The sequence below is a fragment of the Streptomyces luteogriseus genome (assembly GCF_014205055.1).
In the GTDB taxonomy this organism is placed as follows: domain Bacteria; phylum Actinomycetota; class Actinomycetes; order Streptomycetales; family Streptomycetaceae; genus Streptomyces; species Streptomyces luteogriseus.
Map to the genome: position 1 here is coordinate 2,253,523 of NZ_JACHMS010000001.1, position 22,569 is coordinate 2,276,091.

16 protein-coding genes are annotated in these 22,569 nt (G+C 70.7%); 4 read left to right on the forward strand and 12 right to left on the reverse strand.

Translation table 11 applies throughout. The features are described 5' to 3' along the window. Window positions 1-170 precede the first annotated feature (170 nt). The 5 genes from BJ965_RS09825 to BJ965_RS09845 form a co-directional block, all read right to left on the reverse strand. Window positions 171-1,058 carry a FadR/GntR family transcriptional regulator gene (locus BJ965_RS09825; protein WP_184908321.1) on the reverse strand — a complete coding sequence of 296 codons (888 nt, stop codon included), beginning with the start codon at window positions 1,056-1,058 and terminating at the stop codon, window positions 171-173. A 160-nt stretch (window positions 1,059-1,218) separates the two neighbouring features. Further along, the gene (locus BJ965_RS09830) at window positions 1,219-3,249 is read right to left on the reverse strand and encodes an ABC transporter ATP-binding protein (protein ID WP_184908322.1); all 2,031 of its coding nucleotides are present in this window, start codon (window positions 3,247-3,249) and stop codon (window positions 1,219-1,221) included. A 134-nt stretch (window positions 3,250-3,383) separates the two neighbouring features. Continuing rightward, window positions 3,384-4,142, reverse strand: coding sequence for an NUDIX hydrolase (locus BJ965_RS09835; RefSeq protein ID WP_184908323.1), 759 nt, complete (start codon window positions 4,140-4,142; stop codon window positions 3,384-3,386). Window positions 4,143-4,272: 130 nt separating this feature from the next. After that, window positions 4,273-6,192, reverse strand: coding sequence for a glycogen debranching N-terminal domain-containing protein (locus tag BJ965_RS09840; RefSeq protein ID WP_184917006.1), 1,920 nt, complete (start codon window positions 6,190-6,192; stop codon window positions 4,273-4,275). A gap of 619 nt (window positions 6,193-6,811) precedes the next feature. Then, window positions 6,812-8,677, reverse strand: coding sequence for a DUF4192 domain-containing protein (locus tag BJ965_RS09845; protein WP_184908324.1), 1,866 nt, complete (start codon window positions 8,675-8,677; stop codon window positions 6,812-6,814). A 142-nt stretch (window positions 8,678-8,819) separates the two neighbouring features. Here BJ965_RS09845 and BJ965_RS09850 point away from each other — a divergent pair, with 142 nt between their 5' ends. Then, the gene (locus BJ965_RS09850; protein WP_184908325.1) at window positions 8,820-10,985 is read left to right on the forward strand and encodes a RecQ family ATP-dependent DNA helicase; all 2,166 of its coding nucleotides are present in this window, start codon (window positions 8,820-8,822) and stop codon (window positions 10,983-10,985) included. A gap of 313 nt (window positions 10,986-11,298) precedes the next feature. Continuing rightward, window positions 11,299-11,910 carry a hypothetical protein gene (locus BJ965_RS09855; RefSeq protein WP_030845443.1) on the forward strand — a complete coding sequence of 204 codons (612 nt, stop codon included), beginning with the start codon at window positions 11,299-11,301 and terminating at the stop codon, window positions 11,908-11,910. 281 nt (window positions 11,911-12,191) lie between these two features. Here BJ965_RS09855 and BJ965_RS09860 read toward each other — a convergent pair whose 3' ends face one another. From BJ965_RS09860 to BJ965_RS09870, 3 genes are all read right to left on the reverse strand, one after another. Further along, complete coding sequence (locus BJ965_RS09860; RefSeq protein ID WP_184908326.1) at window positions 12,192-12,821, reverse strand: hypothetical protein; 630 nt, start codon at window positions 12,819-12,821, stop codon at window positions 12,192-12,194. A gap of 68 nt (window positions 12,822-12,889) precedes the next feature. Further along, the gene (locus tag BJ965_RS09865; protein ID WP_030845438.1) at window positions 12,890-13,591 is read right to left on the reverse strand and encodes a ribonuclease HII; all 702 of its coding nucleotides are present in this window, start codon (window positions 13,589-13,591) and stop codon (window positions 12,890-12,892) included. A gap of 148 nt (window positions 13,592-13,739) precedes the next feature. Next, window positions 13,740-14,360 (reverse strand): TetR/AcrR family transcriptional regulator, encoded by a 621-nt coding sequence (locus BJ965_RS09870; protein ID WP_184908327.1) that lies wholly within the window; start codon window positions 14,358-14,360, stop codon window positions 13,740-13,742. A 186-nt stretch (window positions 14,361-14,546) separates the two neighbouring features. On the opposite strand from BJ965_RS09870, the gene BJ965_RS09875 reads away from it, so the two are divergent. Further along, entirely contained in the window at window positions 14,547-16,094 is a 1,548-nt protein-coding gene (locus BJ965_RS09875) for an MFS transporter (RefSeq protein ID WP_184908328.1), read from the forward strand. A gap of 375 nt (window positions 16,095-16,469) precedes the next feature. Here the strand turns inward: BJ965_RS09875 and BJ965_RS09880 are convergent, their stop codons facing one another. The 3 genes from BJ965_RS09880 to BJ965_RS09890 all read right to left on the reverse strand — a co-directional run bounded on the left by BJ965_RS09880 (window position 16,470) and on the right by BJ965_RS09890 (window position 18,846). Then, entirely contained in the window at window positions 16,470-17,375 is a 906-nt protein-coding gene (locus BJ965_RS09880) for an ADP-ribosylglycohydrolase family protein (RefSeq protein WP_184908329.1), read from the reverse strand. 12 nt (window positions 17,376-17,387) lie between these two features. After that, window positions 17,388-18,047, reverse strand: coding sequence for a histidine phosphatase family protein (locus BJ965_RS09885; RefSeq protein WP_184908330.1), 660 nt, complete (start codon window positions 18,045-18,047; stop codon window positions 17,388-17,390). A gap of 193 nt (window positions 18,048-18,240) precedes the next feature. Beyond that, window positions 18,241-18,846 carry a YdbC family protein gene (locus BJ965_RS09890; protein ID WP_184908331.1) on the reverse strand — a complete coding sequence of 202 codons (606 nt, stop codon included), beginning with the start codon at window positions 18,844-18,846 and terminating at the stop codon, window positions 18,241-18,243. A 154-nt stretch (window positions 18,847-19,000) separates the two neighbouring features. Here BJ965_RS09890 and BJ965_RS09895 point away from each other — a divergent pair, with 154 nt between their 5' ends. Next, entirely contained in the window at window positions 19,001-19,534 is a 534-nt protein-coding gene (locus BJ965_RS09895) for a TerD family protein (RefSeq protein ID WP_184908332.1), read from the forward strand. 98 nt (window positions 19,535-19,632) lie between these two features. Here the strand turns inward: BJ965_RS09895 and BJ965_RS09900 are convergent, their stop codons facing one another. Further along, the gene (locus BJ965_RS09900; RefSeq protein WP_184908333.1) at window positions 19,633-22,524 is read right to left on the reverse strand and encodes a vitamin B12-dependent ribonucleotide reductase; all 2,892 of its coding nucleotides are present in this window, start codon (window positions 22,522-22,524) and stop codon (window positions 19,633-19,635) included. Window positions 22,525-22,569 lie beyond the last annotated feature (45 nt).

Genomic DNA, 22,569 nt, shown 5'->3' on the forward strand with positions numbered 1-22,569 from the left:
GTCAGATTCAGTGTCGACCCGACCGCCTTGCCGGGCCCCGACCCCTTTCGCGCCGTCGGACCCCGCAGGATCACAAGGATCCCACGGGGTCCGACGCGAGGCGGATCACCGATCAGGCACTGCCACAGGAGGGGGGTGGCACACCCGGCCGCGCCGCCCGCGGAACTCGGTCAGTGCTCGCGCGGGGCGGGCACGACCCGTTCCACCTCGGGATGGACCGTGAGGAGTTGGCGCATGGCCACCTCGGCCGCCGTTCCGTCGCCGGCGGCGAGGGCGTCGCAGATGCGGCCGTGGTGCGCCAGGGACGTCTCGTTCGGCCGGTCACAGCCCGTGACCGGGTTGCCGGAGACCTGAAGGGCCGCTGACACGATCCCGGAGAGGTGCTCGAGCATGCGGTTGCCCGCGACCTGGATGAGCAGGGAGTGGAACTCGGAGTCGGCGCGGGAGAAGGTGAGCGCATCACCCTGGGCCAGCGCGTGCCCCATGATCTCGACCATGTCCGCGAGGCGCTGCTGGACGTCCTCGCGCCCGTGCCCGGCGGCGAGGCGGGCGGCGAGCGGCTCGATCGTCCACCGCAGCTCGCTCAGCTCGCGGCGCTGGTCGTCGCGCTGGGGCCCGAAGGCCCGCCACTCGATGATGTCCGGGTCGAGGAGGTTCCAGTCACTGACGGGGCGAACACGCGTGCCGACGTTCGGACGGGCGCTCACCAGACCCTTGGCTTCCAGAACGCGGAGCGACTCGCGGACGACGGTGCGCGAGACCTCGAAGCGCTGGCCGATCTCCTCGGGCACCAACGGGCGGTCGGCGCCCAGATCGCCGGACACGATCATCTGACCCAGCTGTTGGACGAGTTGGCCGTGCAGCCCGCGCCCGCGGCTGCCCGCGGCGCGGCGCCCCACACGGCCCAGCTCGGGGTCCCCGCCGTCCCAGGCAGGGAACCCGACGCGGTCGACGGCGGGCGCCTCGGCGTACGGGTAGCGGTCGAGTTCGCCCGGGCTCGCGAGGCCGGAGTCAGCGGAGCGGGCGGCGGTCATCATGGTGTGCGCAAGGGTACTCACGCATCCTTTGTCGGCGTCGTCTCCAACTCCCTTGAGGTCTTTGGTGAAAAGCACACGAAAGGGTGATCGCTCACCCCGTCGCAATTGACGCCTTATCGGAAAGAAATGGGCGCGCTGCGGGGGGTTGTGCGCATGGCCGGACTATGAGTTACGGACAGTGTCAGCGGAGCCTGCCGCGCAGGGTGGTGAGCAGATACGCGCAGAGCAGCGCGGTCAGCGACAACGTCAGTGCTCCGCCCACGGGTTGGGAGATCACCTTGATCGCGGCCTCCAGGTAACGCTCGCCCCCGAAGGGCCATCGCGGCACAAGGGTCTCCCGCAGCCGCGCGGGGAGTCCGGCCGCCGTTCGCACGGACGGTCCGTTCACGAGCTTGTGCACGACGGGTACGACGAGGAGGGGGACGGCGCCCACGGCGGCGAGTCCGGCCGTGGTGGACCGGAAGACGCCTGCGGCGAGTACGCCGGCCCAGGCGCAGCCGACCACGAGCCCGATCCAACTGGTACCCAGGGGGAGCCAGTCGGCGGGAACCTGTGCGAGTTCCCGCCCGTAGACGAGGTAGAGCGCTTCGGCATCGCAGCCGACAGTGAGGACGGCCAGCACCAGCGCGGTGGCCGATGAGACGAGCAGTTTGGCGGCCAGCAACCCCAGCCGGCGGGGCACGGTGCCGCGGTCCGCCGCCAGGGCGGGGTGGCGGAACTCGTCGCCGAAGGCCAGCGCGCCGAGCAGTCCCGCGCCGAGCGCCGCGGGAGGCAAGGGAAGCTCCTGCGGCCACGCGGCCAGCAGGCGCGGCTGCGGGGTGTGCCCGATGCGTGCGAGCACGACGGCGATCACGACGGACACGGCGAGCGTGATGGTCCCGGTCAGGAACCCTGTGCCGATCCCGGCGGCGCGGCGGATCTCGTAGCGGAGAGGACGGAGAGGACTGGGGGCGGGACGGACGGAGATGGGGGGCGGCAGAGGAGGCAGTGCGTCGAGCGTGCGAACCGTGCGGGCACGGCCGGGGCGCGGCGACGAGGGCCGGGAGGGGGCGGCCACCGCCGGGGAACCGTCGCGTGAGCGGCCGGTCGAGGAGGCATCCAAAAGCTCGTCCGGCTCGGCGTCGGGCAGCTGCGGTTGCCCGAAGGAAAGCGACGGCGTGTCCGTGACCGGCGTGGGTGCGTCCGGGTGGGCTTCCGGGTCGAGCGGGGGGCGCGGCTCGGCCGTGGGGTCTGTCGGGGCTCCCGAGGAAGGCGACGGCTCGCGTGTGACCGGGATGCGGCCTCCATCGGCACGCTTCAGATCGTCCGCTCCGCCTGCCCGGACGCGGCCCGCACCCGGCCCCATGTCCCCGACTTCGTCGGCGAGTTGATGAACGACGATGCCGTGACGGAACGCGATCTCGCCGATGTCCGCGCATCTGCCTCCGTACACCGAAAGGCGGTTGCCGCCCTCACGGACGACCTCGACCGAGAGCTGCGAGGTGCGGGCCTGCTGGGCCAGGAGAGCCGCCAGCCGGGCTGCATGGGGGCTGCGTACGGCGACTCGGGGACGGAGGCGGGTGCGGGAGAACTCCGCGGCCTCCTGGTCTGCCACGAGCTTGCCCTGCTCAAGGGTGACGACTCGGTCGGCGGTGCGCGCGGCCCCCTTGGGGTCGGAGATGGTGAAGAGAACCGTGCCACCCTGATCGGCATGGGCGCGCAACATGCCGTACAGCCAGGCGCCCTCACGGGTGGAGAGCCCGTCGGCCGGGTCGTCGAGGACGAGGGTGTGCGGGTCGGCCAGCAGGACGCAGGCCAGGCCGAGGCGGCGGTCCATGCCGCGGGAGAGGGTGCCGAGGCGCTCCTCGCGCAGGCTCACGAGCCCGACCGCCTCCAGGACTTCATCGGCACGGCGGACCGGGACGCCCGCGGCGGCGCACAGCATGCGCAGATGACCGCGAACCGTGCGGGCGGGGTGCCCGGGCACATCGCCCAGCAGCACACCGACCTCGCGCGAGGGATGGCCGATGCGGTGCAGGGGTCGGCCCCGGAAGTGGGTGATGCCGCGCCCCTGTTGCAGTTCGAGCATCAGTCTGAGAACCGTCGTCTTGCCGGCGCCCGATGCTCCAAGCAGCGCGGTGATGCGGCCCGCGCGCGCCTCGAAGGAGACGTCGTCGACTGCGGGCGGACGCTCTTTGCGGGGGTTGCTGGTCAATCCGAAGGCCTGGATCACTTACAGCAAGATAGCGCGCTATGTCCGGTTTTTCGGGCATCCCAAAGTCCATCTCGGGCCGGACCGTCACCCGCGTCCGCACTGGGGACGGATCGAGTTCCCGGGCCCGGCGAGGCCCGCGCCCGGTCGGCCGGTCACACCTCGGGGCGCAGCATCGGTGGGTTGAGGAGCGTCGCGCCACCGGCACGGAAGAGCTGGGCGGGACGTCCGCCCTGGCGGGTCGTCGTCCCGCCGGTGGGAACGAGGAAGCCGGGAGTGCCCGTGACCTTGCGATGGAAGTTGCGCGGGTCGAGCGCCACGCCCCACACCGCCTCGTACACACGCCGCAGTTCTCCGACGGTGAACTCGGGCGGGCAGAAGGCGGTGGCCAGCGACGAGTACTCGATCTTGGATCTGGCGCGCTCCACTCCGTCCGCGAGGATCTGCGCGTGATCGAAGGCGAGCGGGGCGACCGGCTCGGCGTCCCGCCCGTAACCGCCCTGCCGCAACAGCTCCTCGACCGGAGCCCAGCGCGCGTTGCTGGCGTCTCCGCCGGCCCGGGGCGCGGGCAGGTCGGGGGCGAGAGCGAGGTGGGCGACGCTGACGACCCGCATCCTGGGGTCCCGCTCGGGGTCCCCGTAGGTGGCGAGCTGCTCCAGATGTGCGCCGTTGTCCTGAGCCGGGGCGGACGGGTCGTGGACGCTCAGTCCGGTCTCCTCGGCCAGCTCCCGAGCGGCGGCCTGCGCCAGGTCCTCGTCGGCCCGTACGAAACCGCCCGGCAGCGCCCAACGTCCCTGGAACGGCGGTTCGCCCCTGCGTACCGCCAGCGCACACAGAGCATGGCGGCGCACGGTCAGCACGACCAGGTCCACGGTGACGGCGAAGGGCGGGAACGCTGACGGGTCGTAGGGCATGCGGCGATCATAGTCGTCTGCCTGACGATAAACAGTCCCTTCCTCGGTCCCCTTCGCTTACTGATCCACTTCGGTCGGGTTCGAACTCCACTGCCTGGTGACTGATCCGGAATGCGCACGTCGCCGCACGTCAAACCCCTAACTGCAGTCCGTCGGCCGCCTCCTCGACCATGGCGAGGCCCAGCCGACTCACTCGCACGGAGAACGGAGCACCCGCCACGCGCAGTCCCGTGAAACCGATCTCCCCGAGGGGCGCACCGCGCACGGGGCGAAGGGTGACCGTCCCGGCCGGGGCGTCGGGGCGGATGCCGACGAGGGTGGTCAGCAACAGCACTCCTGCGGCCGCCGCAGTGGCCGCCGGGCGGCAGGCTGCCGGGTGCGGGAGCGGAGCACTTCCTTCCGTGCGCTGCTCCCCCGCGTACATCTCGGGCAGCCGGTGGGCGAAGATCTCGGCGGCAGCGAGTACGCCGCGCAGCAGTGAGCTTGCTTCCCTCTCGTAGCCGGCGGCGGCCAGTCCCGCGACGGCGAGTGCCGTCTCCTGGAGCCGTACGGCTCCTGTTCGGTGGCCGAACGGATTGAATCCGGGTTCCTTCGCGCCCAGGCCGCGAAGGCCCCACCCCGAGTCCATGACCGGGCCGCCGAGCAGCCGGGCGAGCTTCTCGGTCCGGACCTTGTCGAGCAGACCGGGTGCCAGTTCACCCCCGCCCAGCAGGCCCGTGTCGAGGAGGTGCACGGCAGCCGCACCCAGGTGAGGAACCAGGCTGCCGTCCGGTGCACGGGCTGCCGCGGGACGGCCGCCCCCGCGGTCCTCCACCCAGAAGTCCCGTGCGAACGCGGTCCGCAAGGCCTGTGCCCACTCCCGGAGCGCCGCTCCCCCCGCCCGGCCACAGGAATCGAGCAGGTCGGCGCCGAGCAGCGCGGCACGGTGGGCGTGAGCCTGCGTCTCACAGCGGACGGGCCCGCCCGGGTTCGGGTCGCGCAGGTAGGTACCGTCACCCACGGTGGTGCGCAGCCATGCCAGACAGCGTTCGGCAGCGGGCAGCAGTGCCTCCGTCTCCTGGTCGGGGAGGCCCCAGCGGCGGGCCTCGGCGAGCAGGGTGGGGAACAGGAGCGTGGCCTCTGTACCGGTGCACTGCGGCGGCAGGTGCGGCCCGGCGTCCCGTCTGGGGCCCGGAATCATTCCGGACTGCGCTCCGGGTCCCGTGAGTTGGGTCCGGGCGAGGATCCGGAGCGTTCCCGCGGCGAGGCCGGTGCCGAGCGGCAGCGCCATCCGGGCGGCGACCAGCGCGTCGGCGGGGGCCAGACCGCAGCGCCAGGGTGCCCCGGCCGCGAGGTGGGTGTCGGTGGGGTGCGCGGAGTCGCGCAGGAGGAGGGCCTGGAGGTCCTCGATGCTCGTCCGCAGCAGGGCGGGGGCTCTCGGGTCGTCACCCTCCGCACACGCCGCGGCCAGAGGGCTGGTCGCCGCCCGTCCCGCGGCTCGGAGAGGCCCCGCGCCGTCCGGCCGTACCCGCAGTTCCACGGTCCTGCTGCCGCCGGGTGGCAGGTCGAGCTCCCAGCGCAGCAGGCCGGCCGACGCGAGGGCATCCGCGGGAGGCGGTTCGGCCGTCACGGACGCGTTGCGGGTGGCGCAGGACCAGCGCAGGCCCGAGCCGTGGACGCTGGCGGAGAGTTCGGGGCCTGCCCTGCCGGACGCGATCGCCCCCAGGTCGGACAGGTCCGTGCCCAGGGTGATCTCGACCGGCAGCCGTAGCGGGCGGGGAGCTGCGCTGTGCAGGGTGATCCGCTCCGTGCCGTCCGCGAAGCGGTTGCGTTCCACGATCACGTCCGGGTCCGGGCCCGCCTGCGGTGACGTGCGGAGCGTGCCCACGAACCTGGCGCGGTCGGCCGAGGCCATCCGGGCCTGCACCGCGAGGGGTTCTCGTCCGGCGACGCGGATCTCGCACCGGGAGAGCACGCGCCGGCCGGCACGGTAGAAGCCCTCCAGCCCGCGACCGGTCAGCTGCCCTTCGGCGGTCGAGATGGCCAGGCCGGGAAGGGCGACGCAGATCATCGCGGTGTGGGCGGGCGGCAAGTCTGCGGACCATCGCAGTCCGGGGATCGTGGCACCCCGGGGCGGGGGCGACGGCGAGTGCCCCGGGGGCGCCGGAGCCGGTCCCTGAGCACAGGGCGGTGAGACTGCGCCGGACCCCGGAACCAGACCAGGGCGACGATTCTGGGAAGCCCATCGCAGAGGCGACCGGCCCGGGCCGGGGGACCACGGCTGGCGCGAGTCGGGGCCGGTGGGCGCAGAGGCGCTCGACGTGCTTCCGGGGAACCTCGGTCCGTAGCCGTCGAGACGTGCCGCCGGTCGCGGAGAGACAACCTGCTCCTCCGCCCCCGGCACCCCGGCCCCGGGCGGGACCAGACCCGGCCCGGGGCGTCGTGGGGGCCCGCCCCGGGGGCGGCGGTCGTCGGCGGCGGGCGGAGTCGGCTGTTGCATGGGGAGGCTTCCTCTGCGCTCAGTGCGCCTCGATCGGATTCGGCGCCGGGGCCGGAGAGCTCCGACGGAGCCGGGCAGTGCGGCGTCACGGCCCGTCCAGCCGCTCCGCCACTCAGGTGAACGGTGGGGGCGTCCTCCGAGTCACGCCCATCGCCCGTCCCCTTGCACCTCGAGGCCGCCCGGCAAAGGCTCACTCCTGTTCGCCCCCGTCGTGACCGGGCTGTACGGCTTCCTGACCCGTGTCCCTGCAGGGCATGGCCGCCTTCTTCGCCGGACGCACACGCGTACCGGCCCTTCGCATGCTGCCGGACCGCGTGGTGCTTGCCGGTGTGTCACGGCTCGGGCAGGAACTCTTCTCGTTGTCGCCGGCAGGGCGCGTGCTGTCCGCAGGCCTGCGCCGACGGGGGGTCCGAGCCGCCCTGTCACGGTCTTCCACGCTGATACGTCCGGAGGCTGCTCCGGTGGTACCAGCGGGGCGGAAGCGCCGACGACGGCGTGACGGCACCGTTGTCGGCGGGAGCACTTCGGATGACCCGGCCTCTGGCCTCACCGCTGCCGGCGCGGGCTTACCGAAGGCCCCGCAATCGGGCGTCGCCGCGGCCGGCGGGGGCGGGCTGAAGGCCCCGGACCCGGGCGGCGGCGCCACGGTGCGTGAGGGCTTGTCGAGCGGCCCGGAGTCGGACGGCGCCACTGCCGGCGAATGCCTGTCGTGTGGCTCGGTCTCGGACGCCGGGGTTGTCTCGCGTGCCGCGGGCTCGTCCCCGGCCGCCCGAGGCTCCACGAGGTCGGGCACCACGCGCCCACGGCCTTCGCGCTCGGATCGCAGGCAGCTTCGGATCGACTCCGGGTCGAGACCTTCATTGCAGGCCTGGTGCAGAAGGCGGGCGAAGAGGTAGTCGGGATCGGCGCCCAGGGCCATGGCCAGGGCCTCGCGGGCCTCCAGCTCGTCGCCGGTGGACCAGGCGACCCAGCCCGCCAGGGTGAGCGGCGCGGCGGCATGCTCACCGTAGGGCCCGACGCAGCGGCGAGCCAGTGTCCGCCAGAGGCGAAGGGCACGTCCGGCTTGGTCGCCCTCCATCCACTCGGCAGCGCGGTCGCGGGTCGCTCGGTCCTGGAGGCCGAGGATCAGCCGGGCGGCCTCGTCGTGCCCGAGCAGTTCGTCGTCGCGGAGATCCGCCAGGAGCATGCCGGAGGCGGGCTGCGCCTCGGCGAAGCGGTCCAGGATCCTCCCGGCCAGGTCCAGCGTCTCGTCGGCCACGGCGGCGCGGCCCGTGTCGTCCAGGATTTTCGGCACCAGCGCCATGCTGGCGGCGTCCAGGGCGGCCTCCTGCTCGAGTGCCACGGCGCTCTCCCAGGGCAGCAGCCGGGCCCGGAGCTCCCGCAGCGTGCCGCGCACCTGGATACCGGCGTAGGTGGCCGCCGCGGCCAGCACGGAGGTGCCGGGCAGGCCCATGGGCGCTCCGTCAGGAGAGCAGCATGCCGCGTTGTCGCAGCAGTAGGACCAGTAACGGCCCTCCGAGATGCACAGCGCCTCGACCACCACCACATCCAGGGATCCGCACTCGACGCGCAGCCTCTGGGCCAGAGGCCTCAGCCGCTCCATCACCTGCCGGCCGGTCTGTCCCTTCTCCGGTTCCTGGCACAGGAAGGCGACCATCGACTCGGGCCGGACCCCTCGGCGCTCACTGCCCGTCACGAGGCCGTGGGACAGTTGCCGGGCTGCGGACGGCCAGTCGTCCGCGTTCCCGGGGATACCGAGCCGGGCCCGGCCTCCGAACCGCCCGCGTCCGTCCCTGTCGTGCAGCGCGACCAGGACGATGCTGTCCTCGGGGCGGTATCCGAGCAGGTACGGCAGGGCATCTGCCAGTTCGGCCGGGGTGCGCAGGGTGACCTGGTGCTCGTTGCCGTGACTGCCGTACGCGGGACCGGCGGCGTGCGACCCCGACGGCTCGCTCCGCTTCTTGTCCTCTTCACCGTTCCTGTGCCCGCCCCGCGCCTCAGGCCCGGTGATGTCACCGTTCTCGGGGGATCCGGTCGTTTCGCTGTGGTTCGTCATGCGAAGACGATCTCGCGGAACGCAAACCTCCGCTTGAGCCTGTGGATAAGTCCGATCAGGGACACGTCACCTCAACGCCGCTGCGTCCACAGGTTCCGGTGCGCGGCTCCGGATGTCGGTGCCGTCCTGTTGTATGGAGCGCATGGAGCACACGAGTAACGCGGAACTCCGGGCGGCGGCCGACGCCGTCCTCACCCGTCTCGTCGGGGACGTCTCGGGAGAGGCCAGGCTGCGCGAGGACCAGTGGCGGGCGATCGAGGCGCTGGTCGCCGACAGACGCCGTGCCCTGGTCGTCCAGCGCACGGGCTGGGGCAAGTCCGCGGTGTACTTCGTGGCGACCTCGCTGTTGCGGGCGCGGGGCAGTGGTCCGACGGTGATCGTGTCGCCTCTCCTCGCGCTCATGCGGAACCAGGTCGAAGCGGCTGCCAGAGCCGGCATCCACGCCCGGACCATCAACTCCTCCAACACCGAGGAGTGGGACGCCGTTCAGGACGAGATCGCCGCGGGTGAGGTGGACGTCCTCCTGGTGAGTCCTGAACGGCTCAACAACCCGGACTTCCGGGACCAGGTGCTCCCCCGTCTCGCGGCCGCCACGGGGCTCCTCGTGGTGGACGAAGCCCATTGCATCTCCGACTGGGGACACGACTTCCGGCCGGACTACCGCCGGCTGCGCACGATGCTCGCGGATCTCCCACCCGGTGTGCCGGTGCTCGCGACCACCGCCACGGCCAACGCGCGCGTGACGGCCGACGTCGCTGAACAACTCGGTACCGGCGGCAGCTCCGACGCCCTCGTGCTGCGGGGTCCGCTGGACCGGGACAGCCTGAGCCTGAGCGTGCTGCGCCTGTCGGACGCCGCGCACCGGATGGCCTGGCTCGCGGAACACCTCGACGAACTGCCGGGGTCCGGAATCATCTACACCCTCACCGTGGCAGCCGCCGAAGAGGTCACCGCCTTCCTGCGGCAGCGGGGGCACACGGTCGCGTCGTACACGGGCAAGACGGAGAACGCCGATCGCCAGCAGGCCGAGGAGGATCTGCTGGGCAACAAGGTCAAGGCACTGGTCGCCACCTCCGCGCTCGGCATGGGCTTCGACAAGCCCGACCTGGGCTTCGTGGTGCACCTGGGCTCGCCCTCCTCCCCCATCGCCTACTACCAGCAGGTGGGCCGCGCCGGACGCGGTGTGGAGCATGCCGAGGTGCTCCTGCTCCCGGGCAGGGAGGACGAAGCGATCTGGAAGTACTTCGCGTCGCTGGCCTTCCCCTCGGAAGAGCTGGTGCGTCGCACCCTCGACATTCTCGGGCACGCGGAGAAGCCCCTGTCGCTGCCCGCCCTGGAGCCTCTGGTGGAGCTGCGCCGCTCGCGCCTGGAGACCATGCTCAAGGTCCTCGACGTGGACGGGGCGGTCAAGCGGGTGAAGGGCGGCTGGATCGCGACCGGACAGCCGTGGACGTACGACGCCGAGCGGTACGCATGGGTGGCACGTCAGCGCGAGGCGGAGCAGCAGGCCATGCGCGCGTACGCGTCGACGACCGACTGCCGTATGGAGTTCCTGCAGCGCCAGCTGGACGACGAGGCTGCCAAGCCATGCGGACGCTGTGACAACTGCGCCGGTCCGCGCTTCACCGCCGACATGTCCGACGAGGCGCTCGACGCCGCGCGCGTGGACCTGGGCCGGGCCGGTGTCGAGGTGGAGCCCCGACGGATGTGGCCCACCGGCCTGCCGGCGATCGGAGTGGACCTCAAGGGACGCATCCCGGCCGGTGAACAGGCCGCGTCGGGACGCGCGCTTGGACGCCTGTCGGACATCGGGTGGGGCAACCGGCTGCGCCCGATGCTCGCACCCGCGGCCCCTGACGGTCCCGTGCCCGACGACGTGGCGAAGGCCGTGGTGGACGTACTGGCCGACTGGGCCAAGGGTCCCGGCGGCTGGGTCCCGGGCGCTCCGGAGAGCGGGCCGCGTCCGGCGGGCGTCGTCACCGTCGCCTCACGCACACGACCGCAGCTGATCAACTCCCTGGGGGCACGCATCGCCGAGATCGGCCGACTGCCGTTGCTGGGCGCCGTCGAGTACGCCGGCGACGCCTACCCGGGCTCTCGGAGCAACAGCGCCCAGCGGCTGAAGGCACTCGACGGGGCTCTGGCCGTGCCGCCCGCCCTCGCGTCCGCTCTCTCCGAGGCCCAGGGTCCGGTCCTCCTGGTGGACGACTACACGGAGACCGGCTGGACTCTCGCGGTCGCTGCCCGCATGCTCCGACGCTCCGGCGCACAGGGGGTGTTGCCGCTGGTGCTGGCCGTGCAAGGCTGACGGCGCGCTCAAGGCCGGTGTGCGGCCGCCCCGGCACACCTCTGGACGCCGCACGCCTCCATGACGTACGAACGTGTCGTGCTCGAACGCCCCATGGGCGGTACGGCGACACACACGGTGGGGATATTAGCCGCGCATCATCTGATAACGGTCGGCTGCCTCAATTGCTCGTTGCCGCATTCAAGTTCGACAGGAAGAATTGAAGTCCGCTCCCACACGGCTCGCCGGCCGCTCCGGTAGGGCTTTGCTGCGGTGCGCGCTCCCAGGAATCCGACCCCGCCCGCAGTGTGGGCGCGTAGCCGAAGGGAGGACCGTGACCTTCGGATTCGCTCCGGCCTCGGCAGCGGCGTCGATGTCCGCCGCTTCCGCCAACCGCTTGCTCGAACCCGCGGAATGGGCCGCCGCCGGGATCCCACTCCTGCGCAATCCCCGTGAGATCGTCAGCGGACTGCACGCCCGGCACCACCCGCAGCCGACGACGGCTGTCGTCGCCGTGCTCGACCCTGACGAGCGGCTGCGGGCGAGCGCCTCGTTCGTGCGCCGTTCCGCCCCTGCCGACGGCTGGATGTTCCGCAACGCGCTGCTCGCGCAGTTGCGCCGGGTCATCCCTCACGATCTGCGCCGCCGCACGCCGGTCCGCACCGCGGTGCTCCTCTACTGCCGTGAGGGCGACGCGCGTTGGACGGAGGAGGACGGCGCGTGGATGTGGGGGCTGCGCGACGCGTGCACCCTGCATGGACTGCGCTGTGGGGCGTACATCACGCTGACCCGGGACGGCTGGCAGGTGCTCGGCGAGGGCCGCGGCGGACGCCGCCCTCATTCGGCGTCCTCGCCGGAGCCGTTCGCCACATCGGAGGCACCGCCCCCCATACCGCGCACCGGCGGTGCTTCCGAGGTACTGCGCCGCGCAGCGGCGGCACGCTGAGTCCCGGACGGATCGTCAACACGGTCCGGGACCAGTCCTCGTCGCACGACCCCTCACGATTCCACCGACGGACGGCCCGGAAGAGACATCCCGAAACCTGCCCCGGCGAGCCACAAGCGCAGCGTTCCGCCACAGCCAGAGAGACGCTCCTCGGGCCGCGCAGGGTCACCACACAGGCATGGACTCCCGTGCTTCGGGGCAGGGTCCCCCCGGCCGGGCGGCGCAGCGGCAGCGGCGCCTGAAGTCACCCCCAGCGTCCCGCCGGGTGCTACGACACCGGCTCAAACACCCGCGCCCAGCACCGAGTTGATCCGCTGCGGGTCACCGCAGACGATCAGCAGGGCACCGGCCCGGGAGTGGGCCAGGGGCAGGGCGCTCACGGCTGCGGCCTCGGGACCGCCGTTGACGGCGACCACGACCACCGGACGCGACGCGGCGCGGGCCGCGAGGGTGGCGTCCGTGTAGAAGACGTCGTCGCCCGCGTCGTGCTGGGCCCAGTAGGAGGTTTCACCGAAGGACAGCTCGTGGGCGGCCCACGGGTGCTGCTCTCCGGTTGTGATCACCAGGATGTCGCCGGGGGCACGACCGGAGTCCAGCAGCAGGTCCACGGCCTCTTCGGCGGCGTCGAGCGCCCCCTCCGCGGAAGCCGGGATCAGCTGGATCTGCGGGGTGACCGGAGCGGCGGCTCCGGCGGTGTGACCCGACGGGGCGGGCTTGATGGCCACCTCTCGCGGAGTCCGTTGCACAGGCGGCGCCGGCCGCAGAGGGCCGGGGCGACCGGGACGCGACGGAACCGCGGGACGGGGACCGGGTACGGGACGGGGGGTCGGCGCGGTGCGGCCGCTGGCCGGAGTGGCGCGGGGACCCTGGGCACTCTCGTGAATCTGAGGCTCCTCGGGAATGAGAGGCATGAGTTGATATTTATCAAACGTTGGTACGACCCGCATCGGCGGGTGGCGCATGTCTGCGAACGAAACCGTCAGAAGTCGAAGCCGAGCTGCCCCTCGATCTCCGGAACACTTCCGTCCGCCCAGCTGCGGACCTTCTTGAGGTGCCGCCACTGGGGCAGCGCATCAAGATACGCCCACGACAACCGGTGGTAGGGGGTGGGGCCCCGCTCCGCCAGTGCGGCCTTGTGCACGGGGGATGGATACCCGGCGTTGTCCGCAAAACCGAAGTCTGCATGGTCGATACCCAGTTCGGCCATCATTTTGTCGCGCTGCACCTTGGCGATCACCGAGGCCGCGGCGACCGCCACGCACGACTGGTCACCCTTGATCACCGTGCGGACCCGCCAGGGCGCCCCGAGGTAGTCGTGCTTGCCGTCGAGGATGACCGCGTCGGGACGCACGGGCAGTGCGTCCAGCGCACGCCCTGCCGCGAGCCGCAGCGCGGCCGTCATGCCCAGAGCGTCTATCTCCTCCGGGGAGGCGTGTCCCAGTGCGTACGACGTCACCCAGGTCCGTAGTTCCTCGGCGAGGGTGGTGCGTCGTTTGATGGTGAGCAGCTTCGAGTCCGTGAGCCCCTCGGGCGGACGGCGCAGTCCGGTGATCGCCGCACAGACGGTGACGGGACCGGCCCACGCGCCGCGGCCCACCTCGTCGACACCTGCAACGATCTTCGCTCCGGTCGTGGCTCGAAGGGAGCGCTCGACGGTGTGAGTAGGCGGTTCGTACGGCATGGCGCCCCTAGATTACGCCGCCCGGAACCGCTCGCGACACCCCGGTCCGCCGCGGCTGCCTCGCCGCCCTCGCGAACCTCCGTCGGCGATCGTCGGGCTGCGACGGGGGCCACCGCTCGAATCGCGTACGAGCCCCTCGCCGGCAGCGTCAGGCGCCGTGCGGCCGCAGCAGCGGAACCATCAACTGGTCGATCATCTCCTCGACTTCACTGTTCCGCCATTCACATCCGCACATCTTCGAGCGATACATCATCATCGCCGGCATGGCGTCGAAGACATAGCCGTTGGCAGCCTCGGGGCGCACCTCGCCACGCTTGATCCCACGGTCGATGACCTCCCGCAACATCTTCATGGTGGGCTGCACGACCCCCTCGAAGATCACGCCATGAAAGCGCTCGGCCTGCGCCGTGTCGCACTCGTGAATCACCGAGCGAAGCGCGAAACCCGGCCGGGAGAACATCGCGTCGCGGGCTCGCAGGCACAGCACCAAGAGGTCCTCACGGACGTCTCCTTCGTCCGGGACCGCATCGAACTGCGGCAGGCCGGCACGCAGGGCGTCGGCGACAAGATCCTCCTTGGACGGCCATCGCCGGTAGACCGCGGCCTTGCCGGTCTGGGCACCGGCGGCGACGCCCTCCATCGTCAGGCCGTTCCAGCCGACGGTGCTGAGTTGGTCGAGGGCGGCATCGAGGATCGCGCGTTCGAGTACCGCACCGCGACGGCGGGCGGCTGTCTGAGCGGGGGCATCCGCCCAGCTGGGGGTAACCATCTGACTCTCTCCAACGAGCAGAGGAAGCGGGTGTTCCGGGGATCGGGGAGGCGCTGGACGGCCACAGGGGGGACGTACCGAACGACGCCGTCATAAGTGAACGCTTGCGTTCACTGTTGAGGACTCACTACCGTTGGCGCGGCAGTGAACGCCAGCGTTCACTAACGCACTCGTGGGGGACCCATAGTGACAACCTCTCCATTGCTCCAAGATCAGAAGCCAGGTGCGGCACGCCGGGAGGGACGCCCCGGCATCGCGCTCACCGTCATCGCGGCCTGCCAGCTCATGGTGGTACTCGATGCCACGATTGTGAACATCGCGCTCCCGCACATTCAAGACGCGCTCGCGTTCAGCACCACCGACCTCACCTGGGTCGTCAGCTCCTACACCCTCACCTTCGGCGGCCTGTTGCTCCTCGGCGGCCGCGCCGGTGACATCCTCGGACGCCGCCGGGTCTTCATGACCGGCATCCTCCTGTTCACCCTGGCCTCGCTGCTCGGCGGGCTGGCCCAGGAACCCTGGCAGTTGCTGGCCGCCCGGGTCTTGCAGGGCGTGGGAGGCGCTATCGCCTCGCCCACCTCGCTGGCGCTCATCACCACCACGTTCCCCGAGGGGCCGGAACGCAACCGGGCCTTCGGTGTCTTCGCCGCGGTCTCCGCGGGTGGTGGTGCCATCGGTCTGCTCGCGGGCGGCATGCTCACCGAGTGGCTCGACTGGCGCTGGGTGCTCTTCGTGAACGTGCCGATCGGTGTGCTGATAGCCGTGCTCACCCCGCTCTACATCAGCGAATCCGAACGGCACTCCGCCCGCTTCGACATCGCGGGCGCCGTGACCTCGACCGTCGGCATGGCGTCTCTCGTCTACGGCTTCATCCGCGCCGCGGACGAGGGATGGCGGGACAGCCTCACCATCGGCTCCTTCGCTGCCGCCGTGGTGCTGCTGCTGGCCTTCGGGATCATCGAGTCCCGGGCCAAGGAGCCGATCACCCCGCTGCGGATGTTCGCCGACCGCAACCGCTCGGGCACGTACGTGATCATGCTGAGCCTGGCCGCGGCGATGTTCGGCATGTTCTTCTACATCGTGCTGTTCGTACAGAACGTGCTCGGGTACAGCCCGATCCAGGCGGGGCTCGCCTTCCTGCCCGTGACGGTCGTGATCGCGCTCGGCGCCGGTCTGTCGCAGCGGTTCCTGCCGGTGCTGGGCCCCAAGCCCTTCATGCTCGTGGGCTCCGCGCTCGCGATGACGGGACTGGCCTGGCAGGCACTCATCAGCTCCGACAGCTCGTACGTCGGCGGGGTCCTCGGCCCGATGCTGGTGTTCGGCTTCGGCATGGGGCTGAACTTCGTGACGCTGACGCTCACCGCCGTCTCGGGCGTCGCCCCGCACGAGGCGGGTGCGGCATCGGGGCTGCTCAATACGACACAGCAGGTGGGCGGCTCGCTGGGTCTGGCCATCCTGACGACGGTCTTCGGCACGGCGACCAGGGACGAGGCCGAGAAGCAGCTTCCGCGGTTCATGGCCGAGGCGACCCCGGAACAGAAGGCGGAGTTCGCCAGGACCCAGCAACTCCCCGCGCCGTGGGGACACGAGGTGCTGGCCCAGGGCATCTCGACGGCCTTCATCCCGGCCGCCGCGATGGCCGTCCTCGCCCTGGCCACGGCCTGGCTGGTGATCCGGGTCCGCAAGAGCGACCTGGAGGCGCTCTCCGGCTCGGCCGGACCGGGGCTCGGCTGACGCCAGGGCACCGCGACCCGGCTCCGGCACCTCGTCGGCGGATACTTCACAGGCCCGCCGACGGCTGCCGGGCCGGTTCGCACTCGGCCGCGGACTGCCAGGTCGCACGCGGGGGACGGACGGACAGGTCGACAGCACGGCCGCCCTCATACGGCCCGCACGACGCGCGACAGCGCCCCACCAGCGGATCAGAACAACGAGCAGAGCCTCCATGACCACCCCCTCTCCACTCACACGGACGTCCGGCGTGTGCACGACCCGACGGTGCGTGTGTGACCCGACGGCTGACACCGCGGATGCCGGAACAACGGACGGCCGGTCACGGAGAGTTCCCAATACGTACGGAGAGTTTCCGAAGAGGGAGCGAGTCCGGCGTCAGGCCGACGTGGGCACCCAGTCCGGGAGCGGCTCCGTCCGCTCGACCCATTCGGCGGGCGGCGCCCCCGCCTTCCCCGAGGCGATGACGCCCCCGACGATGGCGCACGTGGTGTCGACGTCCCCGCCGACCTGGGCAGTCGTCCAGAACGCCCGCTCGTAGTCGCCGAGGCTCCTCGCCGCCGACCAGAGGGCGAAGGGCACGGTGTCGTGGGCGGTCGTCCGGCGCCCGCACCCCAGTACCGCCGCGACCGTGCCCGGGTCGCCGTAGTCGAGCATGTCCCGCGCCCTGCGGAGTCCCGCGCCCACGGCGCTCTTCGGTACCAGGTCGATGACCCCGTCGAGGAGGGCTTCGGCGCCGGGCGGCCCGTCGGGGGCGGCGGCGAAAGCGGCTGCAGCGGCGACGGCCATGGCTCCGACGACGGCCTCGCGATGCTGGTGGGTGGGGTAGGCGGAGATCTCCGCCTGGTGGGTCGCCTGCTCCGGATCGTCCGCGTACCAGGCCCCCAGCGGAGCGATCCGCATCGCCGCGCCGTTGCCCCAGGACCCCTGCCCCTTGAAGAGCGCGGCGGCGAGTTCCCGCCAGTCGCCACCCTCCCGGACGAGCCGCAGCAGTCGGTTGACGGCAGGACCGTAGCCCCGGTCGAAGTCATGGTGCTCGGCGAAGGAGTGCGCCAGGGCGTCCTGGTCGATGCGGTGATGGGCGGCCAGGACGGCGACGACCGAGCCGGCCATCTCCGTGTCGTCCGTCCACTGCCACGGCCCGGAGGGCACCTCGCCGCGCTTCAGCAGCGGATAGTTGACCGGCACGAAGTACTGGGAGCCGAGGGCGTCTCCGACGGACAGTCCGCGCAGGCAGGCCAGGGCGCGCTCCAGGCGCACGTCGGGGGAGGAATCAACGGTCATCGCCCTGCCACTCTATCCGGTGACCCCGTACGGCTCGGGATCTCGCCAACGGTCGAACGGCCGGTCGAGCGTGTACTTGCCGTCGTCCCCCAGAACGAGCATCCGCACCTCGCCGTTCCCCGGATTCGACAGCGACTCGAACTCCGCGACCGTCCAGTGGAACCACCGCATGCAGAACAGCCGCATCGCCAGACCATGGGTGACGATGAGAACGTTCGGCGGGTGGTCGGGGTCCTCGAAGCTGCGGAACAGGCTCTCCAGGAAGCCACCGACCCGGTCGTAGACGTCGGCACCGGACTCGCCCTGGACGAATCGGTAGAAGAAGTGGCCGTACGCATCCCGGTAGGCCTTCTGGAGGCGGACCTCGTCCCGGTCCTGCCAGTTGCCCCAGTCCTGCTCGCGCAGCCGGGGTTCCTCACGCACCCGTATGAGACCGGAGTCGAGGTGGAACGCGCGCAGGGTCTCGTGTGTACGGCGGTACGGGGAGACGTACACGCTGACCTGCTCGTCGCCGAACAGCTCGCGCAGCCGCTCTCCCGTCGCCTCCGCCTGCCGCCGGCCTCGCTGGGTCAGCGCCAGGGCGTGGTCGGGTTCCCGCTCGTAGACGGAGTCATCAACATTGCCCGTCGACTCGCCGTGCCGGACAAGGACGATGCGCCGTGGTCGTGCCATGCCAAGACCCTAGATCGGGTGAGGTCCGGTGGAGCACTCCCCCCGCACCCATACGGCGTAGGTCACACGATTCCTGCACCACAGGTCACACCCATCGCACGTTTGTCCGAACGGAATGGCTCCGTCGATGCCCGACCGGAGTCAGAGGGCCTCGCGTCGCAGCATCCGGTGAAGTCGTCGAGACCGGTCGGAATCAGACCGTCCAGCTTGGTTCCATGTCCACGACGTCACCCGTGAGCGCCGCCACGTCCGCCTCCGTCTGGGCCCTCAGGGCGAGCCGCTCCACGCGTTCGGTGCGGTACTTGCCGTGTTCTGCGGCCGAGCGCCACATCGAGAGCACCATGAACTCGTTCCCGGGTGCCTCGCCGAAGAGCCCGCGCACCATGCCTGGTGAGCCGGCCATCGCCGGGTTCCAGACCTTTTCCTGCATCAGCACGAAGTGCTCGGCCCGCTCCTCGTGGATGCGGCAGAGCGCCACCCGCAGCAGGTCGGCGTCCGTGAAGCGCGGTTCGAAACCGGTCTTCACGTCGAAGCGGTAGTCGAAGAGTCTGACCTGGGCGTCCTTGAACGTGCCCGCCTGGGCCGACGCGAGCCGGTCGTGGGACCGTGCCATGAAGGAGTCGTAGAAGGCCCGGCTCTCCCAGAACGCGAAGACGTGCGCCACATCCGGCCGCCCCCGGCTCCAGCCACCCCCCTGCCCGCGAAACCCCGGCTCCCCCAGAAGCCCCGCCCACTTCCGCTGCCCCCGCTCGAAACCGCGGCGGTCCACCACGGTGCAGCGAATCCACTTGACCAGCACCGCGCCATGGTAAGGCCACGAAGCGTGGCGTCGGTCACTCTCGGCTGGACCGCTCCTCCACGCGCGCACCCCCTCGCGTGGCAGGATGGACAAACAGTCATGTGCGCCCGGCAGTTGGGGCCGACGGACAGGTCGTACGGGGAAGGGGACTCTGGTGGACGGGCTCAACAAGGGGCTTGGCAAGGTCGAGATCGCGGTGCGGTGGGATCCCAGCCCGGCGGGGCAGCCGTCCACCGACCTGGACCTGGTCGCGGCGACCTACACGGCGGACGACCCGCACGGAGATGCCGCGTACATGGTGCACTTCGACAGCCGCTCCCCCGACGGCACCATCACCCTCAACCGGGACAGCAAGGACGGTCAGGGCTTCGGCTACGACGAAGTCATGACGCTGGAGCTCGGCCGGCTCGACGTCCGCTACGCGCGCGTGGTGGTCGGTGTCGTCATTCAGCAGCGCCCGGCGGAGCGCACCTTCGTCAGTGTGCGCAACCCCGGCCTGCGTATCCGTGAGGGGTACACCGTCCTGGCGGAGGACGACTTCGGAGGTGTCCTGGGAGCGACGGCGGCGACGGTCGCGGAGTTCGCCCGGGACGGCTCCGGCCCGTGGGAACTGCGCTCCGGACTCCGTGGTTTCGAGGGCGACCCCGTGGACTTCACCAGGACGATGGGCGCGGCGCACCGGCCCTGACCGCACTGCCGGCGAGGCGCGAACGACCAGGCACGTACGACGAGAGGGGCACCGCCTGCGGGCGGTGCCCCTCTCGTCATCGGCTCAGGCGCTCGGCGTCAGCTGCAGCCGCTGGTCGAGCCGCAGCCCTCGCAGATGTAGCAGGAACCGGCACGCTGCATCTTCGTACCGCAGGAGAAGCACAGCGGGGCGTCGGCCTGGATGCCCAGCTGCATCTCCACCAGTTCGGCACTGGTGTGGGCCTGCTGCGGGGCGGGCTTGACCGCCTCTTCGGCCTTCGGAGCGGAAACGGCCTTCAGCTCCTGGGCGCGCGGCGCGGACTGTGCCAGCCCCTCGACGTCGACCTCGTCCTCGGACGGCTCGTACGAACCGGTCTCGAGGTGACGCTGGCGCTCCTCGGCGGAGTGGATGCCGAGCGCGGAGCGCGTCTCGAAGGGCAGGAAGTCCAGCGCCAGGCGGCGGAAGATGTAGTCGACGATCGACTGCGCCATCCGCACGTCCGGGTCGTCCGTCATGCCGGCCGGCTCGAAGCGCATGTTGGTGAACTTCGAGACGTACGTCTCCAGCGGCACGCCGTACTGGAGGCCGACGGACACCGCGATCGAGAAGGCGTCCATCATGCCCGCGAGGGTCGAGCCCTGCTTGGACATCTTCAGGAAGACCTCACCGAGACCGTCGTCCGGGTAGGAGTTGGCCGTCATGTAGCCCTCGGCACCGCCGACGGTGAAGGACGTGGTGATGCCGGGACGTCCCTTCGGCAGGCGCTTGCGGACCGGGCGGTACTCGACGACCTTCTCGACCGCGGTACGGATGGTCTCTTCGACCTTCTCGGTGATCTCCGCCTTCTCCTTCTCCTTGGTCTTCGCGGAGAGCGGCTGGCCGACCTTGCAGTTGTCGCGGTAGATCGCGAGCGCCTTGACGCCCAGCTTCCAGGCCTCGAAGTAGATCTCCTCGACCTCCTCGACGGTCGCCGTCTCCGGCATGTTGACCGTCTTGGAGATGGCGCCGGAGATCCAGGGCTGGATCGCGGCCATCATGCGGACGTGGCCCATCGGGGAGATGGCCCGCTCGCCCATGGCGCAGTCGAACACCTCGTAGTGCTCGGGCTTGAGACCGGGGGCGTCGATCACGTTGCCGTTCTCGGCGATGTGGGCGACGACCGCCTCGATCTGCTCCTCGAGGTAGCCGAGGCGGCGCAGGGCCTGCGGCACGGTGCCGTTGACGATCTGCATCGAGCCACCGCCGACCAGCTTCTTGAACTTGACCAGCGCGAGGTCGGGCTCGACACCGGTGGTGTCGCAGGACATCGCCAGGCCGATGGTGCCGGTCGGGGCGAGCACGGACGCCTGGGAGTTACGGAAACCGTTCTTCTCGCCGAGGCGCAGCACGTCCTGCCACGACTCGCTGGCGGCGGCCCACACCGGGGTGTCCAGGTCGTCCATGCGGACGGCCTTGTCGTTGGCGTCCGAGTGCTGCTTCATGACGCGCTTGTGGGCGTCGGCGTTGCGGGCGTAGCCGTCGTACGGGCCGACGACCGAGGCGAGTTCGGCGGATCGCCGGTACGCCGTGCCCGTCATCAGGGAGGTGATGGCACCGGCGAGGGAACGGCCGCCGTCCGAGTCGTAGGCGTGACCGGTGGCCATCAGCAGGGCGCCGAGGTTGGCGTAGCCGATGCCGAGCTGGCGGAACGCGCGCGTGTTCTCGCCGATCTTCTGGGTGGGGAAGTCCGCGAAGCAGATCGAGATGTCCATCGCGGTGATGACCAGCTCGACGACCTTCTGGAAGCGCTCGGCCTCGAAGGACTGGTTGCCCTTGCCGTCGTCCTTGAGGAACTTCATCAGGTTCAGCGAGGCAAGGTTGCAGGACGTGTTGTCCAGGTGCATGTACTCGCTGCACGGGTTCGACGCGGTGATCCGGCCGGACTCGGGGCAGGTGTGCCAGGTGTTGATGGTGTCGTCGTACTGGATGCCGGGGTCGGCACAGGCCCAGGCGGCCTCGGCGATCTTGCGGAAGAGCGACTTGGCGTCGACCTCTTCGATGACCTCACCGGTCATCCGGCCGCGCAGCCCGAACTGGCCGCCCTGCTCGACCGCCTTCATGAACTCGTCGTTGACACGGACCGAGTTGTTGGCGTTCTGGTACTGGACGGACGTGATGTCGTCGCCGCCCAGGTCCATGTCGTAGCCGGCGTCGCGCAGGACGCGGATCTTCTCTTCTTCCTTGACCTTGGTCTCGATGAAGTCCTCGATGTCCGGGTGGTCCACATCGAGGACGACCATCTTGGCGGCGCGACGGGTGGCGCCACCGGACTTGATCGTTCCTGCGGAGGCGTCGGCGCCGCGCATGAAGGAGACCGGGCCGGAGGCATTGCCGCCGGAGGACAGCAGCTCCTTGGAGGAGCGGATCCTGGAGAGGTTCAGGCCGGCGCCGGAGCCGCCCTTGAAGATCATGCCCTCTTCCTTGTACCAGTCGAGGATCGACTCCATGGAGTCGTCGACGGACAGGATGAAGCAGGCCGAGACCTGCTGGGGCTGCTTGGTGCCGACGTTGAACCAGACAGGGCTGTTGAAGCTGAAGATCTGGTGCAGGAGCGCGTACGCCAGCTCGTGCTCGAAGATCTCGGCGTCGGCGGGCGAGGAGAAGTACTTGTAGTCCTCCCCGGCCTTCCGGTACGTCTTCACGATGCGGTCGATCAGCTGCTTCAGGCTGGTCTCGCGCTGCGGGGTGCCCACGGCACCGCGGAAGTACTTGCTGGTGACGATGTTGACCGCGTTCACCGACCAGAAGTCGGGGAACTCGACGCCGCGCTGCTCGAAGTTGACCGAGCCGTCGCGCCAGTTGGTCATGACGACGTCACGGCGCTCCCAGGCCACCTCGTCATAGGGGTGGACCCCAGGGGTGGTGTGGATGCGCTCGACACGCAGGCCCTTGGTCGCCTTGGCGCTCTTGGCGCGGGAACTCCGTGCCGGACCGCTCGCCGTCTCTGTCATGCCGCCTCCCTGTACGGGCGAAAACGCCCTGAAGTGCCCCGTTGT